This window comes from Chryseobacterium vaccae (assembly GCF_009602705.1).
Taxonomy (GTDB): Bacteria; Bacteroidota; Bacteroidia; order Flavobacteriales; family Weeksellaceae; genus Chryseobacterium; species Chryseobacterium vaccae.
Genome location: NZ_VSWH01000001.1, coordinates 1,261,877 through 1,287,513, shown reverse-complemented (window position 1 = coordinate 1,287,513; position 25,637 = coordinate 1,261,877). Strand labels below are relative to the sequence as shown.

15 protein-coding genes and 1 pseudogene are annotated in these 25,637 nt (G+C 35.4%); all 16 read left to right on the top strand.

Features of this window, described 5'->3' with window-relative positions:
• Nucleotides 1-11: 11 nt before the first annotated feature.
• The 16 genes and pseudogenes from FW768_RS05845 to FW768_RS05775 all read left to right on the top strand — a co-directional run bounded on the left by FW768_RS05845 (nt 12) and on the right by FW768_RS05775 (nt 25,591).
• The gene (locus FW768_RS05845) at nt 12-7,511 is read left to right on the top strand and encodes a thrombospondin type 3 repeat-containing protein (RefSeq protein ID WP_153393616.1); all 7,500 of its coding nucleotides are present in this window, start codon (nt 12-14) and stop codon (nt 7,509-7,511) included.
• Between the two features lie 272 nt (nt 7,512-7,783).
• Nucleotides 7,784-8,539 carry an SDR family oxidoreductase gene (locus tag FW768_RS05840; protein WP_153393614.1) on the top strand — a complete coding sequence of 252 codons (756 nt, stop codon included), beginning with the start codon at nt 7,784-7,786 and terminating at the stop codon, nt 8,537-8,539.
• An 88-nt stretch (nt 8,540-8,627) separates the two neighbouring features.
• The gene (locus FW768_RS05835; RefSeq protein WP_153393613.1) at nt 8,628-9,056 is read left to right on the top strand and encodes a transposase; all 429 of its coding nucleotides are present in this window, start codon (nt 8,628-8,630) and stop codon (nt 9,054-9,056) included.
• Nucleotides 9,046-9,381 (top strand): helix-turn-helix domain-containing protein, encoded by a 336-nt coding sequence (locus tag FW768_RS05830; RefSeq protein ID WP_153393611.1) that lies wholly within the window; start codon nt 9,046-9,048, stop codon nt 9,379-9,381. Before FW768_RS05835 ends, FW768_RS05830 begins: the two co-directional genes overlap by 11 nt.
• A pseudogene (locus FW768_RS23970) lies at nt 9,382-9,492 on the top strand (zinc ribbon domain-containing protein); the annotation flags it as partial.
• Nucleotides 9,493-9,540: 48 nt separating this feature from the next.
• Entirely contained in the window at nt 9,541-10,056 is a 516-nt protein-coding gene (locus FW768_RS05825) for a hypothetical protein (protein WP_231128638.1), read from the top strand.
• 236 nt (nt 10,057-10,292) lie between these two features.
• Entirely contained in the window at nt 10,293-14,072 is a 3,780-nt protein-coding gene (locus tag FW768_RS05820) for an nSTAND3 domain-containing NTPase (RefSeq protein WP_153393609.1), read from the top strand.
• Nucleotides 14,073-14,141: 69 nt separating this feature from the next.
• Nucleotides 14,142-16,280 carry a hypothetical protein gene (locus FW768_RS05815; protein ID WP_153393607.1) on the top strand — a complete coding sequence of 713 codons (2,139 nt, stop codon included), beginning with the start codon at nt 14,142-14,144 and terminating at the stop codon, nt 16,278-16,280.
• Nucleotides 16,281-16,441: 161 nt separating this feature from the next.
• A complete protein-coding gene (locus FW768_RS05810) occupies nt 16,442-18,010 on the top strand; it encodes a recombinase family protein (protein ID WP_153393605.1) in 1,569 nt (522 codons plus the stop codon).
• Between the two features lie 168 nt (nt 18,011-18,178).
• Entirely contained in the window at nt 18,179-19,249 is a 1,071-nt protein-coding gene (locus FW768_RS05805; RefSeq protein ID WP_231128637.1) for an acetoacetate decarboxylase (ADC), read from the top strand.
• Between the two features lie 29 nt (nt 19,250-19,278).
• Nucleotides 19,279-20,223, top strand: a complete 945-nt coding sequence (locus tag FW768_RS05800; RefSeq protein WP_153393603.1) for an NAD-dependent epimerase/dehydratase family protein — start codon at nt 19,279-19,281, stop codon at nt 20,221-20,223.
• A gap of 31 nt (nt 20,224-20,254) precedes the next feature.
• Nucleotides 20,255-21,166, top strand: a complete 912-nt coding sequence (locus tag FW768_RS05795; RefSeq protein WP_185151943.1) for a helix-turn-helix domain-containing protein — start codon at nt 20,255-20,257, stop codon at nt 21,164-21,166.
• Between the two features lie 213 nt (nt 21,167-21,379).
• On the top strand, nt 21,380-22,111 hold the full coding sequence (locus FW768_RS05790) for a type 1 glutamine amidotransferase domain-containing protein (protein ID WP_153393600.1): 732 nt from the start codon (nt 21,380-21,382) through the stop codon (nt 22,109-22,111).
• 13 nt (nt 22,112-22,124) lie between these two features.
• The gene (locus FW768_RS05785; protein WP_153393598.1) at nt 22,125-23,171 is read left to right on the top strand and encodes an acetoacetate decarboxylase (ADC); all 1,047 of its coding nucleotides are present in this window, start codon (nt 22,125-22,127) and stop codon (nt 23,169-23,171) included.
• A gap of 26 nt (nt 23,172-23,197) precedes the next feature.
• Nucleotides 23,198-24,559 carry an aldehyde dehydrogenase family protein gene (locus FW768_RS05780; protein WP_153393596.1) on the top strand — a complete coding sequence of 454 codons (1,362 nt, stop codon included), beginning with the start codon at nt 23,198-23,200 and terminating at the stop codon, nt 24,557-24,559.
• Nucleotides 24,560-24,649: 90 nt separating this feature from the next.
• Nucleotides 24,650-25,591: an NAD-dependent epimerase/dehydratase family protein gene (locus FW768_RS05775; RefSeq protein ID WP_153393594.1), complete on the top strand. Its 942-nt coding sequence runs from the start codon at nt 24,650-24,652 to the stop codon at nt 25,589-25,591.
• Nucleotides 25,592-25,637: the final 46 nt, after the last annotated feature.

Below are 25,637 nucleotides of genomic sequence, written 5' to 3'. Positions count from 1 at the left end.
ACTAAATCCCTATGAAAAAACTTCTATTAATAATATGTATGGTTTTGCCTACATGGTTTGTACTGGGACAGGCTCCCGGCGGGGTAACGGCCGCTGTATGGTACAAGGCAGATGCCGGTGTGTATTCCAACGCAGGTACCACCGCAGCAGCAGATAACGCAACTGTTCAGCAGTGGAATGACCAGATGGGAACAGGATACAACCTTGCTCAGGCAACTGCCGGGCAAAGACCAACTTTCTCTAACCAGAGTATGTTGGCTAACTTCAACCCAACTGTATCCTTTAATGCCGACTTTATGGCAGCAGACCCCGGCAACGGAAATGCTATTATAAACCGTGCTCAGGGAAGTATCTATATTTCCGGTAAAATGAATACAGTAGGTGCAGCAGGACTGGCAGGTTTTGATGCTACTATGGATTATCCCGGGTTGCACACATCTCAGGCTTCCCCGAATGACAAACTCTTGTTTTATACGGCAGGAAGTGGCTATACTACTAACTCTACCAATTCGTTTACGGCCACAAAAGCTTTCGTTGCAGGTTCTTCATGGCTGAATGGTGGTGGAACTCCGGGTTCTAACGTATTAGCTAAAGTATGGCTGGATGGTAACGAAAATATTTACACCAATACGGATGGAAATGTTAGTGTAGGTAATACTACCCGTATCTTCAGAATAGGTGGTGATAGCAACTGGGGAAGTCTTAACGGTCAGCTCAATGAGACGATTGTATTTGCAAATCCTCTTTCCGCTTCAGAAAAAGCGCGTGTAGATTCTTATTTATCGGTTAAATGGGGGTCAACATTGTTGGGAAATTATGTAAGCTCCGGTAATACGGTGGTATGGAATACTTCTGCTACCTATCAGAATAATATTCTGGGTATTGCAAGAGATAATAATGGTGCATTATATCAGAAGCAATCCCGAAGCGAGAACCCAAACCAAAAATTAATTATCGGTGCAGGAAATTCTTTAGCCAATACCAATGCCGCAAATACCAATACGTTGACTGACGGGCAATTCCTTATTGTTGGAGATAATGGTTTGAAACAAAGCCTTACAACCCCATTGGTATATACAGGAGGTTCTAACGGAGCTGTTAATTACCGTTTCGAAGCTATATGGAAAGTAGAAAACACAGGAAATGTAGGAACAGTAACCATTGCATGGCCTAAAGGTGTAAAAAACCTGTACTTAGTACAGTCTGGCGATGCAGCTTTTGACGGAACAGATACCTTTGCCCCAATGGCTACGGAAGTTACCATAAACGGTGTGGTTTATAATACAGCCAGTATAACATTAGCAAATGGGCAGTATTTTACTTTTGCAGGATATATGTACGCACCGGGTGGTATCGTTTCAGCGGCCTGGTACCGTGCAGATGCCGCAGTTTATTCGGATGCCGGAACAACTTCAGCTGCTAACAATGCCACTATCCAGCAATGGAACGAATTCAATGGTATTGGAACAAATATATCCCAGGCAACTCTGGCAAACCGACCGGTGTATTCTAACAGTACAACATTAACGAACTTTAATCCGACTGTCACTTTCGACGGCTCAAACGATATTCTGTTGTACCAGCCTTCTACAAACGGAAATGTTAATATTCTGGATCGCAGCAAGGGTGCATTGTTTTCGGCAGGTAACATTGCGGGTATTGCAATGATGTTAGGTTTTGGGCCGGCGTCTGATGATCCGGGACTTTACAGTTTTTCGGGAACCAATAATTTATTGCTGTATCCCGTAATTGGTGAATACGATGCAATAAGCACAGGATCTACTACCGGACATTATATCGGTGGTGGTACCTGGGAAAACGGAGCCGGAGTTGCGGGTAATAATTCAGTGTTATTATCACTCAGAGGAAATCATCAGGTTTTCAATACCAATATTCAGAATGTATTGCTTGATGCTACAAGAAATGATTTAAGAGTAGGGGGAGACAGCGATTATGCAAGATTGAACGGGCAGCAGAATGAAGTAATCATCTTCCCGAATAAACTTACGGATGATGAGGTAACAAAAGTGGAATCTTATTTAGCTGTTAAATATGGGCAGACCTTAAGCAGTACACAGAATAGAAATTATTTAAGTGCAACAGGAAATGTAATCTGGAATGGAACTAATAATAGTGCTTATTATAATAATATTATCGGGATTGGAAGAGAAGATGTATCTGCATTAAATCAAAAACAATCCAAGAGTGTTAACACTGATCAGAAATTGATTATCGGTGCAGGAAATTCTTTGGCGAATACCAATGCAGCGAACACCAATACGTTGAGCGATGGGCAATTCCTTCTGGTAGGTGATAATGGTTTAAAGCAGACTCTTACAACACCTTTGGCCTATACAGGTGGTGCTAACGGAGATGTTAATTACCGCTTCGAATCAATTTGGAAGGCCCAAAATACAGGATCTGTAGGAACAGTAACCGTTGCGTGGCCTAAAGGTGTGAACAATTTATATGTTGTACAGTCTACTGATGCGGCTTTTGACGGAACAGATACCTTTACATCAATGGCAACGGAAGTTACCGTGAACGGCGTGGTGTACAACACTGCTACTGTTACATTAGGAAACGGACAGTATTTTACTTTGGCAGGACTTGCTAATAATCCGGGGGGTATTGCTACCTTTCCTGGGGTGTGGTATAAGTCTGAAAATGTAAGTTCAACACAATGGATAGACGCATCGATTAACAAATTAGATCTTACAAGTACTAACGGTGTAACCACCAACCCAGGAAACCAACAGCATAACTTTAATACCTGGACAACAGGGTATTCTACAACCAAGTATTATAATTTTCTTGATCCAAATTATTCAACAAACTATAATGCTCAAATAAATCCTGTTTTCGGAAATTTTAATAATGATGGTGTTTCTTATATGCCGCTTTCCATTTATGGAGTAGCAAGAGCAACCGGAGCTACTAATGGACAAATTACCGGTTTAGATAATGAGATAAATACAGGTCACGAGCCAGGTTTAAATGCTAATGTAAATGGATCTGGTCTTAGTCCTAATTTTTATAGATTTTCTAATGGAATCAATCAAACTGTAACTTCACTACTAGCTAAATTAAATGAAACATCTATTTATTTTGCTCATCCATATCCTGGTGATGGAACGGCAACAGGAACAGACAATTTAATACTGGGACTAAATGGTAGCGAAGCAACCATTACAGGGCAAAATAAAAGAAGTAGTGTCGCAGGACCTTATTTAAAGATTGGCTTTGCTAATGGCTTAGGATTTTTTAATGGAGATATCCAAGAGGTAATTTGGTATAAAAACATATTGAATACACTGGAAAAACAAAAGGTAGATACTTATTTGGCTTTAAAATATGGTACTACTCTTTCTCATGACTATATAAACCCAGACAATGTTAGCGTTTATAATTTAACGACCAATGCAGGATATGTTTCTAATATTGCCGGTATAGTTCATGATGACATTAATGGAGCCATAAACCAAAAACAAAGTAACTCTGTAAATGTTGGAAATCAGGTACTGATCTCCACTACAGGTTTAGCCAATACCAATGACGCAAACACCAGCTCTCTTAATAACAAGCAATACCTGGTTTGGGGAGATAACGGTCTGGAGAAAAAGCTTGCTATACCATTATCTTATACAGCAGGTTCTAATGGAGCAACCAACTTCCGTTTTGAATCTATCTGGAAGGTACAGAATACAGGAACTGTAGGAACAGTTACGGTAGCATGGCCAAAAGGAATTAAAAACCTGTATCTGGTACAGTCTTCGGATCAAACTTTTGCAGGTGGCAACACTTTCACACCAATGACTGCGGAAGTTACCGTGAATGGTGTGGTTTACAACACTGCCAATGTAACTTTAACAGACGGGCAATACTTCACCTTTGCAGGTTTCGGGCATGCACCGGGAGGGGTTACCAACAGTCTTTCTTATTGGTACAGAGCTGATGTGGATGCTGCAAACACAGGCCCAGCAACAGATGTAACTACCTGGAAAGATGTATGGAGCGGAACTACCGTTGCACAGCTGGGAACCAATCCTTTACCGAAGTATGTAACCGGTACTTCCACTTACTTCAACTTTAACCCGGGTATTAATTTCACAGCAGGAACACAGTCGCTGGGTAATTATACGGTAAGAACCTTTTCAGCTGATTCTTATGATGTATTTACATTTACGAAGGAAGGCATGACAAGCGGAGGACAGTGGCCAAGTATCTTCAGATCGGCAGTAGACAATGCTGTTCTGGAAGGAGGTTTACGCAGATGGGATGGTTTAGCCATTCAAATGGATAACGGAATAGAAAGACTTTCCAACACAGGTGGAAGCACTGATACAGGCGTATTTACTCCTGCAGGAGCCTTTTCTACTACGATTCCTAGTATTATGTATCATACGTTTACCGCTAATTCAACAACAAGAGCTCTTAACGGTGCAGCAAACTTTGGAACGACAAATCATGCAGGTACAGGAATACGAAATCTGAACGGTGGACATTTGTTTGGTGATTCCCGATTTTCGTTAAGTACAAGCAGTGATAACCGTGGATTTATAGGTCATCTTGGAGAAACCATCATCTATGGAGCCGGTAATATAACAGCAACTGAACGCAGAAGAGTAGATTCTTATCTGGCTATTAAATACGGTATTACAATGGGTCGTGTAAATACAGACCATTACCTGGATGCTGGCGGCAATATGGTCTGGAACGGAGGAACTAATACAGTTTTCAACAACAACGTATTTGGTGTAGCAAGAGAAGACATCGGTCTTTTTGAGCAAAAGGTTTCTAAATCGGTCAATGCAGGAACAATCCTTACAGTGGCTACCACTAATGATTTTGTAAATCCGAACTTAAATGCAGCACGTACAGGCTTTACCAGCGATAAAACTTACTTCTTATTAGGAGATAACAACAATGTGACTACCGCACCTGTGGATGTTACAGTAGGTACAAATACCTATAAGAGAATCCAGAGAGTTTGGATGGCACAGGAAAAAGATGCTGATGCCGGTTCTTTATTCATTGAGGCAGATCTTACAGCCTATAACAGTGGAACATTTGTTACCACATCAGGTAAAGTGATAATGCTGATAGCGGATGATGCTGCTTTTACTACAAACGTTATAAAAGTAAACCCTACATCGAATGCAATAGCAAAATGGGTATTTAACCAAAATGTAGCAGATGGGAAATTTATCACATTTGCAGTGGACCCTTGTTACGGTACAGACACAGATGGTGACGGAGTTGCTGATATGTGTGATCAGGACAGTGATAATGATGGCATACTAGATACAGATGAAATGTACTGTGATCAGAATTCGGCTAATATGACCACACAAAGTACCAGTGTTACAAAACCTGGGCAATATGTCTTTTTTAATTGGCCAAATAGCCCAATCGCTAATGGTACAACGACTAATTTTACCTATAAAGGGATACAATATACTGCGACAATATCAAACTATCAAAAATCAACTTCACCAGCTTCTACACAACCACTTGTGGGAACTGATTTGTCTGCTATTACCTGGGGAGGATCTATATCTGGAATACTTAGCAAAAACCTCAATGAGAATAATAAGAATGAAGCATTATACACTTCGGCAGTAGATAAAGGTAGTCAAAGCTTTGATGTTACAATTAGTGCAATAAATGCATTAAGTGGTCAGCCTTTAGCTTATCCAATAGAAGTTGCTGTATTTGATGCAGAATCAACTAAGAATAGTGATCAGGAAAAATTAATTGTTACTACAACAGGAAGTGTATTCCAGCAAATAGAAAAATTTGGTTCTGGTACCTCAAGTAGTACAACAGGGGCCGGTACAAATACTGTTACTTATTTTGCTACAGAAGATACCAATAATTTCCCTGCATTCTCAACAAAAGGGCAAAGTGTTACAATAAACACGACTCTGTCTTTCAAGCCTGTATCAGGATCACAACAAGGTGTAGTATTTGCAATTAGGGTATATTGTAATACTGATGGAGATGGCATTCCTAATTATTTAGACCTTGATTCTGACGGAGACGGCTGCCCTGATGCTATAGAAGGAACAGGAGGCTTTACTACAGCTAATCTTGTAAATTCAGCTATGCCGGGTGGTAATTCGGGTGCAGACTATACAGGAACATCTGCTTCACCGGTTTCACAAAACCTTGGCAATACAGTAGGCGCTAACGGAATACCTGTGATAGCCAATGGAGGGCAGGGGATAGGATATTCTCAGAGTTCATATGTGAATGCATGTATCGATACTGATAATGATGGAAAGCCAGACATTATCGATCTAGATAATGACAATGATGGTATCCCCAATCTGATTGAAAACTGTGGCGGATATTATGCACAGAACGTAAGCGGTACATGGAAGGGGAATACAGCGTCTAACCTTACTGTTACTGCTCCAACTACAGGCTTACAGTCAGCCGCTAACTTTAATGATAACCTGAATAATTTCTATGTAGACACTAATGGAGCTACCCAAAGGATCTTTAAATCCCATACCAATAACTCTGTAAGTTTAACGTATAGTTTTTCACCGGGAGTTCCGGCCAATGAACTTGCATTTTACATAGAGGATCTGGATGGTCTTTCCAATGGAGCTGCATCAGCCACCTATTCTTTAAAGATTAACGGTGGAGATGTAAATGGCTGGATGATAAAAGACTTGACAACCAATTATATGGCGAGTCTTTCTTCTGCTGTAATGAACTATGATCCTGTAACGGGAGCTATTTCTTCAATAGGCTCAGTGAATGATCAATGGCTTCTTCTTAGAGGGGTAGGAAATAATCTGGTTACTTCTGTTACACTCACCAGTAATAACTTTGGAACAAATGACGCTGTTGGCTATGGTTTATTCGGACGCAAAACCTGTGATACCGATGGAGACGGCATTCCTAATTATTTAGATCTTGATTCTGACGGAGACGGCTGTCCTGATGCTATAGAAGGTGCAGGAGGCTTTACTATGGCTAATCTTGTGAACTCTTCTATGCCGGGAGGTAATACAGGAGGAGGGTATACCGGAACAGCAGGTCCTGTTATTCAAAACCTGGGTAATACGGTAGGCAATACCGTAACAACAATGGGGATACCTACGATTGCAGGAACAGGACAGGCTATAGGAAGTTCTGCAAATGCATCAGTTTCAAACTGTACTCCACCATATTGTTACAAACCTGGTATTACAGCCGGTACTGCATTAGACACCAAAGTAGGTATTACTGCTCTCAATAGAGCTGGAGTGAATGCTGATAACTGGCCAATGGTAAGAAAAGGAGGCTGGATAGCATTAGAAGCGAAAACCAAAGGTTTTGTACCTAATAAAGTAGCCTTTAGCGGAGGTAATCCTGTAGGGATTGCACCAGCCAACTTTGTAGAAGGGATGATGGTGTACGATACTACCAACAAATGTATGAAGATGTACACGCAGAAAGAAGGTGAGCCTTCTATGGCTTGGCATTGTATCACTACACAGACCTGCCCTGATTAATCATTAACAAACCTAACAGGTTTCTTAAACCTGTTAGGTTTTAAAAAAAACAAACTACTGTCATCCTGGGGAACGATGGGGCTATAATAAAGAAGATGTTTCGACTTCACTTCAGAACTACGTTCGTTGACCTTCAGTCAATGCTCAACATGACATTACAATGTTATCCTGAACGTGGTTCGGGACTTAATGAAAGGATCTCAACATACCTCGACAGCTCAGCATGGCATTAAATCAAATGCCAAAAAAAACAATTTTTAAAATAAAATTTTATGACAACACACAATGTAAATGGAAAAGTAGTATTAATCGCCGGAGGAGGTAAAAACCTTGGTGGATTGTTAAGCCGTAATCTTGCGGCAAAAGGATCGAAGCTTGTTATTCACTACAACAGCGAAAGTACAAAAGCAGAAGCAGAAGAAACCTTAGTTGCTGTTTTATCATTAGGGGCCGAAGCAATTTTGGTACAGGCCGATCTTATCAAAGTAGAAAATGTTACGAAGCTGTTTGATGCAGCCGTTGACAGGTTCGGAGGTATTGATATTGCAATTAACACTGTAGGAAAAGTACTAAAAAAACCATTTATAGATACCACAGAAGCTGAATATGACAGCATGAGTGACATTAATTCTAAAGTCGCATACTTCTTTATTCAGGAAGCGGGTAAAAAATTGAATGACAACGGAAAAATCTGTACGATTGTAACTTCTTTGCTTGCTGCGTATACAGGTCTTTATTCTACTTATGAAGGCATGAAAGCCCCGGTAGAGCACTTTACCAGAGCTGCTTCTAAAGAATTCGGAAACCGTGGTATTTCTGTAACTGCAGTTGCTCCCGGGCCTATGGATACACCGTTTTTCTATGGTCAGGAAAGTGATGATGCGGTAGCTTATCATAAATCAGCATCTGCTTTAGGAGGGCTTACAGATATTAAATACATTGCTCCTCTCGTAGAATTTCTGGTAACTGATGGTTGGTGGATCACTGGGCAGACCATCTTTGCAAACGGTGGATATACCACGAGATAAAACAGATTTGTTGATTTTCTGAATAAAAGGTAAACACCCTGCTGTTTGCCTTTGTTCTGAAATTAGTATCAAGAGAAAAAAAATAAAAATGATATTCAAAAATATTCACATAGGACAAATGATAAATGATAGGGTTGCAGAAAGCGGGATAGAAGTATCCCGTATCTGCAATTTTTTGAAATGTCAGGAAAAAGAGATCGAAGAAATGTATAAGGCTAAAAGTATCAACACTGAAATTCTGTTAAAGTGGAGCAAGCTTTTGGAATATGATTTTTTCAGAATATATTCCCAGCATATCATCTTATATGCACCATCAACGGTAGCAAATAATACAAAAACTAAGAAATCTTCACTCCCACAATTCCGAAAAAACGTCTATACCAAAGAAATTATAGATTTTATATTGGAACTGATTGTGACCAATAAAATGACAAAGGACGAGGTAATAATAAAATACAGGATCCCTAAAACAACATTATACAAATGGATAATCAAATACAAGAAAAATGAAATATAATCCAAATACCAGTCCCGATTACAAAACCATTTATAGAGATATCCTACATCAGAAATTTCCGGATAAAATAGAGGAATGCTTACCGCTGCTCGATAAAAAATGTTTATCTGCCGTCGATATCCTCAGTCTTAACCAGAAGATTTTTGGGAATTTGGACAAAGAATCTGAACAATTTAACCAAAAACAGCACTCTTATAAGAAATCTGATATTCTGCAAATTTTAGATTATCAGAAAAAATATCAATTGAATAATAGCCAGTTAGCAAACCATTTTAAGCTAAGCCGGAACACGGTGACAAAATGGAGAAAGATATTTTTAGTTTAAATTAAGGACGAAAGGTATCCACTTCGAGGATTATTACTATGCCCCAAGTGTGGTAATAATCTGACAGCAAGTGGTTCTAAAGGAAGAAAGAAGCATTATTACTACTATCATTGTAGCTCTGCATGTGGTTTTAGGCATAATTCTGAAATTGTAAACGAATTGTTTGTTAATGAACTTTCAAAGTATGAGTTTCAGCCTGGCATTCGCAAAGTTCTTAATACAATTATCCTTAATAATTTTAATAATGTATCAACTAGTGTAGCGGATGAAAGGAACAATGTTACGGACAGAATTAAAGCTCTTAAGGAAAGAATTTCTAGAGCAAGAGATATGTTTCTTGCAGACAAAATTGATGAAGATGATTTTAGGGATATTAAGAATAGATATAAAAAAGAGTTGGAGGAATTAGAAGAGAAACTTCTCGCAATGAAATCTAATCCTGAAAATGAAATTGAGAAGAAGTTGGCATTAGCCCTTAACGCTGTTACAAATATTGCTGATCGCTATAAAAGTGCAAATCTTATAGATAAGCGGGCAATTGTCGGTTCGATATTTCCTGAAAAGTTAGTTTTCGATGGAACAGTTTTTCGAACCGCTAAAATCAATAGCTTTGCTAAATATATCTTTTTGATTAAGAGGGAAATAGGAGGAAAAAAAGAGGGGATCAAAATTTGAAAAATTTTAATCCCCGTCTTGTGAACTTGACAGGACGCTATTCAAACTCTTTTTTTACGGATATAGAAACTATTTTAGGTGTAGTTGGTTGATAATTAACATTCTATGGTGATTTGATTTGGTTTGAATCCTGTTGAGTTTTATATTAATGACAACCTGCAATATAGGTCCTCATTTCATTATAATTTTTCTAAATCTTGTTTTTAATATATTTGCTAGTATAGACTTATTAGCTCATGAATACTATAACTCAAATAGAGAATGCATTAAAGGCAATCAACCAAGCAAGTTTTCAAACCTTAGTAAATCATTTATTATACTTACAAGGGAATAAATTTATTGGTGCTCCTGGTGCTGTTGTTGGAAAAGAGAAAACAAGTAAAGGGACACCTGATTCCTTTTTTGTAAATGAAGATAAATATATTTTTGTTGAATGCACTACTAAGGAAAGATTAGGAGAATCAAAATCCTTTTTTGATAAACTTTCAAAAGATGTGGATCATTGTTTTAAGGAAGATATAACGACAATAGAAAAAGAGAAAATAGAAAAAGTCATATTAGCTTGTAATGAAAAAATAAGTGCAGAAGAACATAACCTATTAAATATTAAAGTAAAATCATATAATCCAAGCACAAAGTTCGAGGTTTTAAATATTCAGAATCTGCCATTCCTCATATTTGATATTCCTAAATTAGCTGACGAGTATCTCAACATTCAAGTTGTAAAAGGGGACATCTATACACTTGAACAATTCCTTTTGAAAACAGGAAAAGGCATACAGCCATCACTTACCAATAAATTTATTGGTAGAGAAGAGGAACTTAAAAATAGTATTGAGGCTTTAAAGAAATACGATATTTTATTATTGTCAGGTGGAGCAGGTGTCGGCAAATCTAAATTGGCAGTCAAAATCTTAGAGGAACTTTCAAGGGATAATTATGTTCCAATCGTTATCCAAAGTTCAGGAGTGTCATTATTGGATGATTATCAACATCTTTTTTTACCTGGAAAACAACACATAATATTGTTTGACGATGCCAATAAATCAATCAATAATCTAAATTATTTGCTTAATAAAATAGAAGCTTCACAATCTTATTCAGCAAAAGTTATAATTACAACCAGAGATTATGTAAAAAAACAAGTTTCGGTTACGCTTGATAGTTATTTGTATAAAGAATTTAATATACCTGAATTTAAGGATGAAGAAATAAGGGAAATAATTCTAGCAGCTCTACCCAATCTGAAGTATCATAGTGATATCAAAAGAAAAATAGTGGATTTAGCCAAAGGTAATGCAAGAGTTGCACTAATGGCTACTTCTTCCGTTACCCCTGATTCTGAAACTAATTATTTAAATAGCCCTGTATTACTGTATGAAAAATACTTTAAAAAAATCTCCGAAGAGATAGGCATTTTCAATAATCCAATCATTCTTAAATCTCTTGCTATTGTTTCATTTTTTGGTGTTCTAGACAGAAACAATGAAGAATTGAAAATAATTCTATCAAACAAGTTTAATATTGACTGGAATGAACTATGGACTGCTATAATGGAACTTCATAACAATGAAATATTAGATGTTTATTCCAACGAGATAGTTAAAGTATCAGACCAGGTGCTAGCAACCTATACATTCTATAAATGTTTTATTGATAATAAATCTTCCGTTATCAATTATGCAGAATGGATTGCTACTTTTATAGAGAAACTTTCAAATAGAATCCGTACTACGCTTATAGATGTGAATAACACATTTGTTTACTATCATGTAAGAGACTTAGTATTACTGCATTTGAATGAAGTAATAAAGCAAATAAAAACCGATGAAGAATTGTATGCTTTTTACAATCTATTTTGGTTTTATAAAGGTCGGGATTGCCTATTGTATTTGAAAAAATGGATAGAAAACCTTCCACAGGAAGAATATATTGAAACACTTAAATTTAGTTATGTCCATAATGACCATACCAGAGCTACGAAACATTTTGAACTGTTAAAAGGTTTTTGGAGCCATCCTAATGAATTATTCAAACCTTCGCTTGAGCTGACTTTAGCATTATTAAATAAACAACCAAGCCGATTATCCGAAATTTTAAAATTCATTCACGATGACTTTAAATATACATTAGAGGACCGAGAACAAGGATACTTACGGCAAAATATGTTGCTGGATATGTTGTTAGATGATAATTTAATTAATGCTCAAAAAACATTTGCAAATGGTATTTTTCTAAACTTATCAGAGGCACTCTTAGGTTGGCATTATGATGAATTTCGTTCAGCAAAAGGACACGCATTTACAATTTATAATTTTGATTTATATAAATCAGATGAATTAATGAAATTAAGGGATCGCATTCTTAATCAATTTTATCATTTATTTGAAATCGAAAATGAACAGGTGCAAAAAGCACTACATCAAATCATTTATCCGGGTGGAGACATTGACAAAAGTATTTATGTAGATGAATTACCAATTTATCAAAAGCTCATTTCTGAAAAATTGGATAATAAACAATATGCACATTGTAAGTTTGTAAGTGTTCTTGCCAAACATTTAACAGAAGCGGGAGCTGTATACCCTGAAAGCTGGAATGAGTTTATTGAATCTGATATAAGAAAACTTTCCAAGTTTTTAAAACCGGATTGGGAATATAGAGAGGGAAAATCTATCCAGGAATCTGAAAAAGAAAAAAGGCAAGAGTTTGATGTTTTTGTAAAAGCAACAGATTGGCAAAGTCTAGAGAAATTTCTATTAAATATTAATGCTTTGTATAAGCAGCAGAAAGATAATAACGGATGGCATATAGAATCAGCAGTTACTGATATTTATATTTCCATAGCAAGAAAGAGTAAATCTGAATTTGAAAATGCTCTAAAGTTGTTTTTTAGTGGCAGAGTACTTTTTCCATTGCGAACCACCATAATAAATATTGCTTTGGTCGAACTTATTATGACGGGAAAAGAACTCTTGGACATAATGAATGATTATGAATTTCAAGGAAAACCTTATTGGGAATCTGTATTAATAGTAATGTTACCCGAAGAACAGGTCAATGAAGTTTTTTTTAAGCTTTTCATAAATACTTTTTTAAAGCCTGACGAATATATTTATATCCATCGAATGCTTGATTACCTAAAATATGGACCTTTATTTGAAGAATATAAAAAAGAAAATTCTGAATTTGAAAATCACAATATCATCACCTATTTGACAAGCATCATACTCACTAAGACACGTAAAACAATACGTGATTTTGGGATTGATTTTTGTGCTGATTGTTCATCATACTTTATTAAACATCCTGAACTTTTAAAAGATGCTTACTGGGCACAATATGAAATAGATTCTCACTTTGACTATGAGGGAAGAGAATTAAAAGCCCTTTTAGATTTGGATAAAAACTTCATCAATGACAGTTTAAAAAATGGAAAAATTGGATTGGGATATTCATCCAATTTGAGGTTGGAAAAAATTAACACAAGTACGTTGTGGGAATACGAGGAATATGAAGAATTGATTGAAGATTTGTTATTGACAGCTTTAGCAAATGAACAATATACATTTATTGTTGAAGAAGATATTTATTCTTTATTCAGTTTTAGGGATGTCAATGAGGATAGAACAGAAAAAGTAAAATCGCTCATTATTAAACTTACTCAAAAACATAGCAAAAATGAAAAGATTGTGTTAATGCTTATTGAAGTTGTGTATCATAATTTTAATGGTTGGTTTGTCGAATGTTTTAGAGAGTTTCTTCTTATCAATAAGGAAGTTACTCTAACAAGGAAAATTAATTTTGGACGAAGTGAAAGTTGGTCGGGCAGTCGAGTTCCTTTAATTCAGAAGAAAATTGAATTTTATCAGGATATTCTAAAAATGATAAATGCACTACCAAACATTTTAGACTATTCAGAGCATATAGATTATTTCGAACAAAAAATAGGTTGGAAGAAAAAGGAAATTGAGGATGAGCAAAGAAAGGATTTTATGGAAGAGTTTTATTATTAAAAATATTCATACAATTATAGCTATTTTAGGTGTTAAATTTTATTTTTTTTAATACAAAAACATTAATAAATGACTGAACCGAATTTAATAGATAAATGGAAAAATGAACTTCCAATTGAAATTCAATCCAATTTATCTATAATCCAAGATATTTGTAGCAAGATAAACTCTTTTGACCTTATTTCTTATATTGCATTTTACAATCATCTTCATAATTCTGAAGAATATACTGATTATAGGGACGATAAACATTTTTTTGTTTCGGAAGTAGTAGCTTGTCAATGTCTAAAAAGTGATTTTGTAGATGACACATCTATTCTTACCGAAGAAATTTTAGAAGATTTTTTAAACATTCAAAGAGCAACGTTGAAATATTGTACAATGACAGATGCGAAGCAAATGTTTGAAGAAGAAGAGAAAGATGATGTTTTTAATGAAATTGTATCTAAAATTGAAAACGAATCAAAAAAAGTAAGAAACCCAGGTCATCCTAAACATCACTTAATTTTTTCAAAAGAGTTATTTAAACCTTTTGGAAATCAAATTATGTCCATTTTTGGCTTTACTCTGGATAATTCTATTACAATTCGAGATAACATAGCTAGATTTTTAAATTTTAAGTACAATAAATTTCTCAATGAGGTTGAAGAAAGGGCTAGATATCATTCAAAACAAACAATTGGATTTAAAAATGGGAAAATTTCTAAAAATGAATTAATAATTGAAGTTGATAATATAGAAGAAATAGCAAAATTATCAGATTCAGAAATTCGTAAAATATATAAGGTTTATTTTTTTAATGAATTATTGGCTAATTTTAATAAGGCGGGAACATTTTCAGCATATGAATTAGCTGATTTTTTAGAAATACCTTTAGAAAATGTTGAGAATTTTTTAGATAGATTTTCATGTGGCTTCACTTCTGTTGAAAATTCTGAAAACATATATCAACCTAATTCTATTCTAAAACAAAAGCCCTTAATCAAGTATAATAATAAATATGTTATTCCATCAATTCCGTTATTGGTATGGGTAGTTGAGGACGCTTTTGAAAATGAATTTAAAAAAAACGTAAAGCTGTATGGAAAATTTATCTCATATAAACATGATTTTTTGCTACGCCAGTCCGAAATATATTTTAAAAACATTTTACCAAAATCTACTTTTTACTCAAATATGTTTTATGGTAATAAGGAAAATAGGTTTGAAACAGATGGGCTACTCGTCTTTAATGATTATTTATTTATTATTGAAGCAAAAGCAAACAGGTTGTCATCTAAAGCAAAATCAGGGCATAAACTTAAAACTGATGATCATTTAAATGATATAATAAAGGGATCTTATAGTCAATGTTTAAGAACTCTTTCATATTTAAAAGAAAATAAAGATGTCGTATTTGAGAATAAGAATAAACAAAAAGTAAATTTACAGCTCAATGATTTTAAAGAAGTTGTATTGGTTTCGTTAACTTTGGAACAACTAGGGAATATTGTTCCTATTTTAAAAACTTCAGATAAACTAAACTATTTTGATGATAATCATTTTCCATGGATTATAAGTATATATGATTTAGTTGTTGTAAATGACTTTTTTGAAACACCTTCTTTGTTAATCAGTTATTTAAAAGTAAGAAATAAGTTTTTAACTTATGAAAATACCTATATTTATGAAGAACTTGACTTGATTGGTTATTTTCTAAAACAAAGAGGGGCTCAATTGAGCTTTATGATTGAAGAGAATAAAAACGATGGGGTGAATCATTTTTATTTTGAACCTGAGACTGATTTTATCAATAACTATTATATGTATAAATTCAATTTGCCAAATAAATATATTAGAAAACCTTCTTATTTTTCGAATATTGAATTTAAAGAATTGATTTCAAAAATTGATGATTCAAATTTACCACAGTCCATAGAAACTTCTGTGCAGTTGATGGAGTTTAATAAAAAATCTATCACTGAACTTTCTAAAAGATATAAAAAAAATATAAAGCAATTTCAAAAAGATAAGCAGCTGCATGATTGTTCGATTTTTACTAAAGAGCGTGGTGGGCTTGGATTTACATATATGATTGCAAAAGATGAACATTTACTAAAAGAAAAATTAAGCAAGTACATTCATTATAAAAAAACTCAGCTTTTTGCACATACTTGGATTGGAGTAGGTGAGATTGATGGGAAGATTAAATATATACAGATGATTTAGTAAATATTTAACAATAAATAAGTCGTATATCAAAAAGGTAATGATTTTTTTAAACAAAAAAATAACAGCATACAAAAATAAAAAGCCATTAATTTTTTCAATAAAATACATAATTTTCACGTTTTTAGGTAAAGGCTTCTTCTAATAAAAGCGACCTAACTATGTCTGCCATTTATCTCTACATACGAGTTAGTACCGATGAGCAGGCTGTAAAAGGATATTCCCAGCGCAGCCAGTTGGAGCGTCTTGTGCATTATTGTAAATATAATAACCTGATTATTACAGAAACTATTTTCGAGGACTATTCAGCGAAAACATTTAATCGACCTGCATGGAATAGATTAATGATTAAGATTAAATCTCTTAAACATCGTCCGGCCACTATACTCTTTACTTATTGGGATAGGTTTAGCCGTAACATTACAGATGCTTATTTAATGCTTGAGAAACTAGGAAGTATGGAAGTTTCTCTTCAAGCTATTGATCAACCAATAGATTTTTCTATACCAGAAAGTAAGATTATACTTGCGGTATATTTGGCTACATCTGAAGTCGAAAATGATAAAAGAAGCCGGAATGTAAGTTTAGGTATGCAAAAAGCAAGGCTAGAAGGTCGATGGATCAATAGAGCTCCTTTAGGATATCGGAATAAAGTAACAGCGGATGGAAAAAAATATATTGCTCCTTATGGTCCTGAAGCTTCTATAATTCGTGAAGCTTTTGAAGAGATAATAAAAGAAAAAAGAGTTACAATATCAGAAATATATAAGCATGCTTTCTCTAAAGGCTTGAGATGTAGTATGAGCGCTTTCTATAGATTAATTAGAAATCCCATTTATTGTGGACAAATTAAAGTTCCTGAATCTGAAAATGAAGAAAGCAAGGTTATTAGTGGATTACATACAGGAATTGTATCTATAATATTGTTTGAGGGAGTTCAAAAAGTATTACAGGAATCAAATAATTCAAAGTTTGTCAAAAAGAAAAAAGTACTTAATGAAAACTTCATATTAAGAGGTGTTCTTTTGTGTCCTATCTGTGGAAAAACATTAACTGCAAGTTCTTCGCAGGGAAAATATAAGAAATACTATTATTACCACTGCACCAGAGAATGCAAGTATCGTATTAGAACAGATTTTGTTAATACTAATTTTCTAATTTTCCTTAAAGAAGTACAGATTGATATTCCTTTTTTAAAGGTAGCCAATGATTTTTTGAAAGAGATTGATAAAGGAAGACAAGAAGCTTATCAAAGCAAAAAACGAGAGATAGGAAGGGCAATGGATAAATCGATTGACAGAAGTTTAAATGCACATCAGCTTTTTTCAATGGGTAAAATCGATTACGATGACTATTTTCTCATTAAGAACAGTTGTAAAGTCTATTTAAGGAATTATGCTTCAGAATTACGTGAGCAAGCATTAAAGGCAGGAGTAGGAATGTTTGGAAAAAAAGAAGGGAATAATATATTTTGTCATTTAGGAGACATTTATGAGGTTTCTGATATATTAACAAAACAAAGAATAGTAAGATTATTTTTTCCTGAGAAAGTAATAACCAATGAAAATATTCTGAATATGTTACCGGAGTTTATAAAAATAATATTTGGAATAAAATTAGAAAAATCTGGGGCAAGAGTAGGAGAAACTTTAGGTAATGATGAGAAAATAAATCATTTTTTAAAGGAAATTTCCTTGTTTGCATTTGAACAGCGATTGAAAATAATTTAGCGAAAAACATATGATTTTCCGTGATTTTTTGGTGTTCGAATGACATAGTATCGTTTTAAATTACTAATCCAATTTTATTCAACAGAGATTCTGTTACAACTTACCTTAATTCGGATACACTGTTTGTTTCCAGTCTTTAGAACTTTGTCATACTTAAAACAATATAGTATGAACACATTTAAAATGTTAGTTATAACTGCCAGTATGGGTATGTATTCCAATGGTATGGCAGCTATCGATGTAAAAGGCACAATTTCTTTTAACTCGCAGATTGCGGACAAAAATGTTTCAATTTCTGAACGGAATAAAAATTATAGTAAAATGGATACGCTCAAATCCAACCAGACAATCATCAATTTAGGAGGGCATCAGGTTCCTGTTTTAAAGGGAGGACTTTATGACAGATTCCGTTCAAACCCACCTTTGTCAGTAGTTGAAAAAGAAGCGCCTGAAATTGATCTGAGCTGGTTTAAAACTATTCAAAAACAGAAAAAGGAGGTCGGGTTTACAACATACTCTCCTAATTTCTATTACAGTAACAGTAGTATAACGGCAATATATACTGCTGATATGAAAATGCTGAAAAAGCTCATCCCAGCAGAAGTTCGTGATATTGTGAAACCTATTTCAATTACACCTGGACGTGGCCTGCTTGCAATCACAGCATATGCTTACCATTATTGTGATAATGATTCCTATAATGAGTTATCTATCTCTATTGTAACTACGAAGCCAAACTTCACCAATTGGGGCGTATTTTCCCTTATGAAGGAGGTTAAGAATAAAAATCTTTGGGGGTACGTTCTGAAGCTTCCTGTAGACACAGAACTGGCGAGAGTTCGTGGGCTAGTGGGATATAACCTGCCGAAATGGTTGATTCCAATGAAATATAGTGATCAAGGAGAGATGATGAAGTTCGACTTTTATGATGAGTCCGGGAAAATGGATTTTTCGATGGGAGGAAAAAAACTGGCTATTGGAGATGTTCAACCGGATATTGTCCGTTCAAACTTTATTAACAAGGATAGAAATGGCCAACTGACTCACGGTTATACTGATGTCAGAGCGATTAAGAAAGCAAGCAGCAAAAAGAAGGAAGACGTACAGCTCAATCTTACCAATGGGCCTTTATCCATGTTTATCAAATCATTGGATCTTGGTAAACTAATGCGTTATGATTATCAGCCGGAATTCCAGGCGGCACTGTATACTCCTGAATTAACAGAAAGATCTAAATAAAGATAGTAAAGAATTAAACGTAAAGTAATATGCAAACAATATTGGGAGCTAACGGTCAAATAGGCGAAGAACTGGCAAGAGAGTTGAAGAGAAACTTTACCTCAGATATCCGGATTGTTGGTAGAAATGCACAAAAAGTAAATGATACCGATGAGGTTTTTCTTGCAGACTTATCTATTAGAGAAAATGCGGTTGAAGCTGTAAAAGACAGTGAAATTGCTTATTTCACATTAGGATTGCCTATTAGTACATCTCTTTGGGAGGAGCAGTTCTCTCTCATTACCAGAAATGTTATAGATGCATGCAAGATTAATGGAACTAAGCTCGTGTTCTTTGATAACACGTATATGTATCCACAGGATGGCAGAGTTCTTACCGAGGATACTGAATTTGCCCCTGTGGGCAGAAAGGGAAAGGTAAGAGAAGAAATGACAGAAATGCTGCTGGAAGAAATGAACGCAGGGCAAATAGAAGCGGTAATTTGTCGTGCTCCTGAGTTTTATGGTCCCGGAAAAACACAAAGTATTACCAATACAATGATCTTTAATAAAATCAAAGAAGGGCAGACCATTGAAATACCACTGAGTACAGATAAGAGAAGGAGTCTGATCTGGACACCGGATGCAAGCCGTGCCACGGCATTGATCGGAAATACGGCTGATGCATATGGGCAGACATGGCATTTACCCGTGGATAATAGTCACCCCACTTATGCCGAGTTTATCAGTCTGGTATCTGAAATTTATGGAAAGGAATTTGAGTTTACAATAGTACCGGAATATATATTCCAAAAGGGAGCACAATCCAGTACAGTATTTGCTGAATTATTGGAATTACTACCAAGGTATGCTTTTGATAATCTGTTTGAGGATGCCAAATTCAGAAGTCGTTTTTCGGAATTTCACACAACAAGTTACAGGGAAGGGATTGAACAAATCAGAAATGAACAAACTTCAATTAAAAAAAAGCAGTAAATTAGTTATGTATAAATCAGAAAATCAAAATATGAAAACTCCAGAAAAGGTTTCGTCAATTAATGCCCTTCATCAGTTTCTAGGATTGAAAAAACCGTCGAATCCACTGATTAGTGTGTTCAATTTTGATGATGTCAATCTGGAACCGGAAACGATCCTAAATGCAATTACTACAGATTTTTATGTTATTGCATTGAAAAAGGAATGTGCGGGAGGTAAGTGCAGATATGGACAACAGTATTATGATTTTGATGAAGGGATCATGTATTTCATTGCCCCTCATCAGGTACTCCAATTTGAAGATGTGCTTCTGAATGGTGTAAAGGGCTTTGTTTTGGTAGTGCATCCTGATTTCTTTCAGGGATATCCTTTAGCATCGCAGGTTAAAGATTATGGTTATTTTTCCTATGCGACCAATGAGGCGTTGCACCTTTCAGAAAAAGAAGAAACCTCTGTTATGGATATCATTCATAACGTTGGAAATGAAATTGAAGGGAATATGGATAGTTTTACACAGGATCTGCTGGTTTCCAATATTGAGCTTTTGCTTAAATACTGTGACCGTTTCTATAACCGTCAGTTTTTAACGAGAAAAAAGGCGAATAATGATTTACTTACAAAGTTGGAAAACTTACTGGATAGCTATTTCAAGAATGATAATTTAGTAATCAATGGAATACCTTCTGTTCACTTAATAGCAAGTGAATTGAATCTAAGTGCCAACTATTTAAGCGATATGCTCCGGGTTCAGACGGGAAAGACAACCCAACAGCATATTCAGAACCGATTGATAGAGAAAGCCAAAGAATTGCTTTCAACAACGGAATTGTCTGTATCAGAAATCGCTTATCATTTAGGGTTTGAGCATCCACAATCATTTCATCGTCTGTTTAAAAACCGTACTACTTTTTCGCCTCTGGAATTCAGAGCCTCATTTAATTAATGAAAAGGTACTCTAATTTAACGAATGCAATTAATATCAATAAATATTGAAAAGATGGGTGGTAATTATTACCACCCATCTTTTTTTATTTTTTATTGGGTTTGGAGTTTGAAATAGATCAATAAAACAGAGATTCTGTTACAACTTACCTTATTTAGGTTACAATAACTCATCGGATGTTTTGGACCTTTGTTGTATAAAAATACTTATACAATGAATCTTATTAAAATATTAATTATTGTTACCAATATCAATATGTATGCAAGTGGGAATTATCCTACTGGCCTATGGTTAAGTGAAGTGACGCATATATATCAGGCAGCAAAAGAAAAAGGCTATGATGTTACCATTGCAAGTCCCAATGGTGGTGATGTTCCTATAGATCCAGAGAGTCTGAAATTTTTTACCCTGGATAAGATATCTAAAAAATATTGGGATGACAATTCCTTCCGTGAATTGTTGAAAAATAGCAGAAGCCTTAAGGAAGTGGAAAATGACAATTTTGATGTGGTTTATCTGGCAGGCGGACATGGAACAATGTATGATTTCCCCGATGATAAAACGCTCCAAAAAATTATTGGTGATCAATATGAAAGTGGAAAAATGGTGGCCGCTATTTGTCATGGAGTCAGTGGTTTGCTTAACGTAAAATTGTCCAATGGAAATTATCTGATCAAAGATAAAAAACTAACTGGTTATAACTGGTTTGAAGAAGGTCTTGCCGGCCGAAAAAAAGAAGTGCCTTTCAATCTTGAAGAGACTTTGAAGAACCAGGGTTCGGATTACAGAAAAGCACTTATCCCGATGACCTCAAAGGTTGTTGTCGATGGAAATTTAATTACCGGACAGAACCCTTTCAGTTCTAAAAAAATGGCAAAAGTCGTGGTACGTGAACTGGATAAACAAATAGCACAATCTAAAATCATAGATAATAATCAACATTAAAAAACGATTTAAAATGAAAAACTTAAAAATTCTGGCAATCGCAGTAATTATCGCTATAATCCTACTCTTTGCCCCTGGCTTTTTCCTAAGTAAAGCTGTCGTTAATACAGCTTCAAATAAGGAAAATGTACAACCAAAAACCAATAATCCTACTGATAAGGATACACTCATTGAACTGGCGGGACAGAAGATACCCGTACTGACAGGCGGTTTGTTTGACAGATTTCATTCAAATTCGCCTATGGATATCGTTGCAAAGGAAAGACCTGATATTGATCTGAGCTGGTTCAAAACCATTCAAAAACAAAAAAAAGAAGTAGGCTTTACAACCTATTCGCCTAACTTCTATTACAGTAACAGCAGCATTACAGCTATTTACACGGCGGATATGTCAAAAATAAAGGAATTGATTCCGGAAAAGGTTAAAGGTCTGGTAAAACCAATTTCCTATACGCCCGGCAAGGGATTGATAGCTATTACATCTTACGCTTACCATTACTGCGATAACGATTTTTATAACGAATTGTCCATCTCTATTGTAACCACACAACCGGGTAGAAGCAATTGGGGACTGATTTCGCTGATGGGTGAGCTGAATGATAAGAACCTTTGGGGATACGTGTTGAAACTTCCGGTAGATACGGAGTTGGCAAGAGTGAGAGGTGTTTACGGTTACAATTTGCCCAAATGGCTGATTCCTATCAATTACACGAACGAGGGTAATAGTTTGACGTTTAATTATTACGATGAAAAAGGGAATTTTGACTTTTCGATGGCAGGGAAAAAACTGGATGTTTCTGCATCAACACCGGAAATTATGCGTTCTAATTTCATCAATCTGAATAAACAAGGTCAGCTAACACATGGTTATACTGATGTTCGTGCCATAAAGAAAGCGAGCAGCAAAAGTGCTGAAGATATTCAATTAAATCTTTCTGATGGTCCTTTGTCAACTTTTATCAGATCATTAGGTTTAAATAAACTGGTTAAGTACGATTACCAGCCGGAGTTTCAGGCAGCATTATATACGCCTGAACTGGTACAGGAAGAGAAAAAATAATTCAATCAACCTTAAAATTTAAAGCAATGGATTTTGACAAAATATTTCAATTACAAAAAGCATTTTTCAATACACATCATACAAAAGATATAACCTTTCGTAAGGAAACATTGAAAAAGCTGAAAACCATTCTGAAAAAAAATGAAAATCGTATGTACGATGCGATTTATAAAGATTTTCGAAAAGGAAGATTCGATACATTTTTAACGGAACTGAATCTTATTTATAATGAAATCGATTTTTTTCTGAAAAATCTGGATAAGCTTAGTAAGCCTAAAAAAGTAAAAACACCATTGAATTTGCAGCCCGGGAACAGTCATATTTATTACGATGCATTGGGTGTAACGTTGGTCATCGGTGCATGGAATTATCCTTTGCAGCTCACGTTGTTGCCCATGGTTACCGCTATCGCTGCGGGAAATACCTGCGTACTGAAACCCAGCGAGCTACCGGAAAATACAATGAATCTGCTAGAGGAATTAATTAATCATAATTTTCCATCCAATTATCTGTATGTGGTGGCAGGTGGGATTCCTGAAACAACCGAACTTCTGAAACTCCGCTGGGATAAAATTTTCTTTACCGGAAGCCCGAAAGTAGGAAAAATAGTATATGAGGCCGCTGCAAAAAATCTTATTCCGGTTGTCCTTGAATTAGGCGGTAAATCTCCAGCTATCGTTACTAAAACGGCAGATTTGGAAGTCGCGGCAAAGCGTTTGGTTTGGGGCAAGTTTATAAATGGTGGACAGACCTGCATTGCTCCTGATTATCTTCTGGTAGAAGAATCAGTGAAGCCGAAATTATTACAGCTGATAAAAGAAAAGCTGGAGGAATTCAATTATTCAGATGGTGCGGAGCATTTCACCAGCATCATCAATAAAAGGAATTTCGAACGTGTTTCTTCACTTATCGATAAAGACAAAATTTTCTATGGTGGCAAAACCAATGAAGAAACTCTATATATCGAACCTACGGTTTTGGATAATGTCACTTGGGACGATGCCATAATGCAGGAGGAGATTTTTGGACCTGTTTTTCCGGTCATTGGCTATACCGATTATGATGAGATTTTGCAGAAGATCATTGAAGGAGAAAAACCTTTAGCAGCCTATCTGTTTACAAAAAATGAAGAAGAAAAAACAAGACTTCTCCATCTGGTTTCTTTCGGCGGTGGTGTCATCAACGATACCTTGATGCACATTACCAACCATTATCTCCCTTTTGGCGGCATTGGTAATTCCGGAATCGGAAGTTATCACGGCGAATACGGTTTCCTTGCATTTTCTCACCAAAAATCAGTTATAGACAAAGCTACCTGGGGCGAGCCGGATCTGAAATATCCGCCCTATACTGATAAAAAAATGCACTGGATAAAAAAGGTGATGTAACAGAGATTATGTTACAACCTCCATGGATTGGGATACTTTTTTGTGGCTGATATGGCCGAATTTTGTACTATAAATTTAAAAGAGAAAAAAATGCAAACAATATTAGGTGCCAACGGACAGATTGGTGAGGAACTGGCAAAAGAGTTAAAAAGAAATTTTACCTCTGAAATCAGGATCGTGAGTCGTGAAGCTACCAAAGTGAATGATACCGATGAGGTTTTTTCAGCTGATCTATCCATAAAAGAGAAGGCCATTGAAGCTGTAAAGGGAAGTGAAATTGCGTATTTTACACTTGGATTGCCGATCAGTTCAGATTTATGGGAGCAACAGTTTCCATTGATTCTCAGAAATGTGATTGATGCCTGTAAAATCAATGGAACTAAACTGGTATTCTTTGATAATACTTATATGTATCCACAGGATGATAGGAACCTTACTGAAAATACTCCTTTTAGTCCGCTTGGAAGAAAAGCAAAGGTAAGAAGAAAGATGGCAGATATGGTGTTGAAAGAAATTGAGTCAGGAGCACTAGAAGCGGTAATCTGTAGGGCACCTGAGTTTTATGGTCCAGGTAAAACTCAGAGTATTACCAACACCTTAGTATTTAATAACATAAAAGAAGGGAAAACCGTAAAAGTTCCTCTAAGTGACAGTAAAAAACGAAGCCTGATCTGGACACCGGATGCAAGCCGTGCCACAGCGCTAATTGGAAATACCCCTGATGCCTACGGTCAGACATGGCACCTGCCGGTTGACAAAAGTCATCCGACATATAAAGAGTTTATAGAAATAGCATCCGGGATCTATGGCAAGAAGCTTAAACATAACGTAGTTCCAAAATTTCTTTTCAAAATAGGTTCGTGGTTCAATCCTAAGGTTAAAGAACTATTGGAATTGCTTCCGAGATATTCGTATGATAATCTTTTTGATGATACAAAATTCAAAAAACGTTTTCCTGAATTTCAGGTTACTACCTATAGAGAAGGAATAGCACAAATTAAGAAGGAGCAGTTTAGAGACAAGAAACTTTAATTTCTTGTCAGGATATTTTGATCATATTGTAAAAACTATAATTGAT

Coding starts and splice junctions, on each gene's coding strand:
- FW768_RS05845 (WP_153393616.1), top strand. CDS start 12: ATGAAAAAACTTCTATTAATAATATGTATGGTTTTGCCTACATGGTTT.
- FW768_RS05840 (WP_153393614.1), top strand. CDS start 7,784: ATGACAACACACAATGTAAATGGAAAAGTAGTATTAATCGCCGGAGGA.
- FW768_RS05835 (WP_153393613.1), top strand. CDS start 8,628: ATGATATTCAAAAATATTCACATAGGACAAATGATAAATGATAGGGTT.
- FW768_RS05830 (WP_153393611.1), top strand. CDS start 9,046: ATGAAATATAATCCAAATACCAGTCCCGATTACAAAACCATTTATAGA.
- FW768_RS05820 (WP_153393609.1), top strand. CDS start 10,293: ATGAATACTATAACTCAAATAGAGAATGCATTAAAGGCAATCAACCAA.
- FW768_RS05815 (WP_153393607.1), top strand. CDS start 14,142: ATGACTGAACCGAATTTAATAGATAAATGGAAAAATGAACTTCCAATT.
- FW768_RS05810 (WP_153393605.1), top strand. CDS start 16,442: ATGTCTGCCATTTATCTCTACATACGAGTTAGTACCGATGAGCAGGCT.
- FW768_RS05805 (WP_231128637.1), top strand. CDS start 18,179: ATGAACACATTTAAAATGTTAGTTATAACTGCCAGTATGGGTATGTAT.
- FW768_RS05800 (WP_153393603.1), top strand. CDS start 19,279: ATGCAAACAATATTGGGAGCTAACGGTCAAATAGGCGAAGAACTGGCA.
- FW768_RS05795 (WP_185151943.1), top strand. CDS start 20,255: ATGAAAACTCCAGAAAAGGTTTCGTCAATTAATGCCCTTCATCAGTTT.
- FW768_RS05790 (WP_153393600.1), top strand. CDS start 21,380: ATGAATCTTATTAAAATATTAATTATTGTTACCAATATCAATATGTAT.
- FW768_RS05785 (WP_153393598.1), top strand. CDS start 22,125: ATGAAAAACTTAAAAATTCTGGCAATCGCAGTAATTATCGCTATAATC.
- FW768_RS05780 (WP_153393596.1), top strand. CDS start 23,198: ATGGATTTTGACAAAATATTTCAATTACAAAAAGCATTTTTCAATACA.
- FW768_RS05775 (WP_153393594.1), top strand. CDS start 24,650: ATGCAAACAATATTAGGTGCCAACGGACAGATTGGTGAGGAACTGGCA.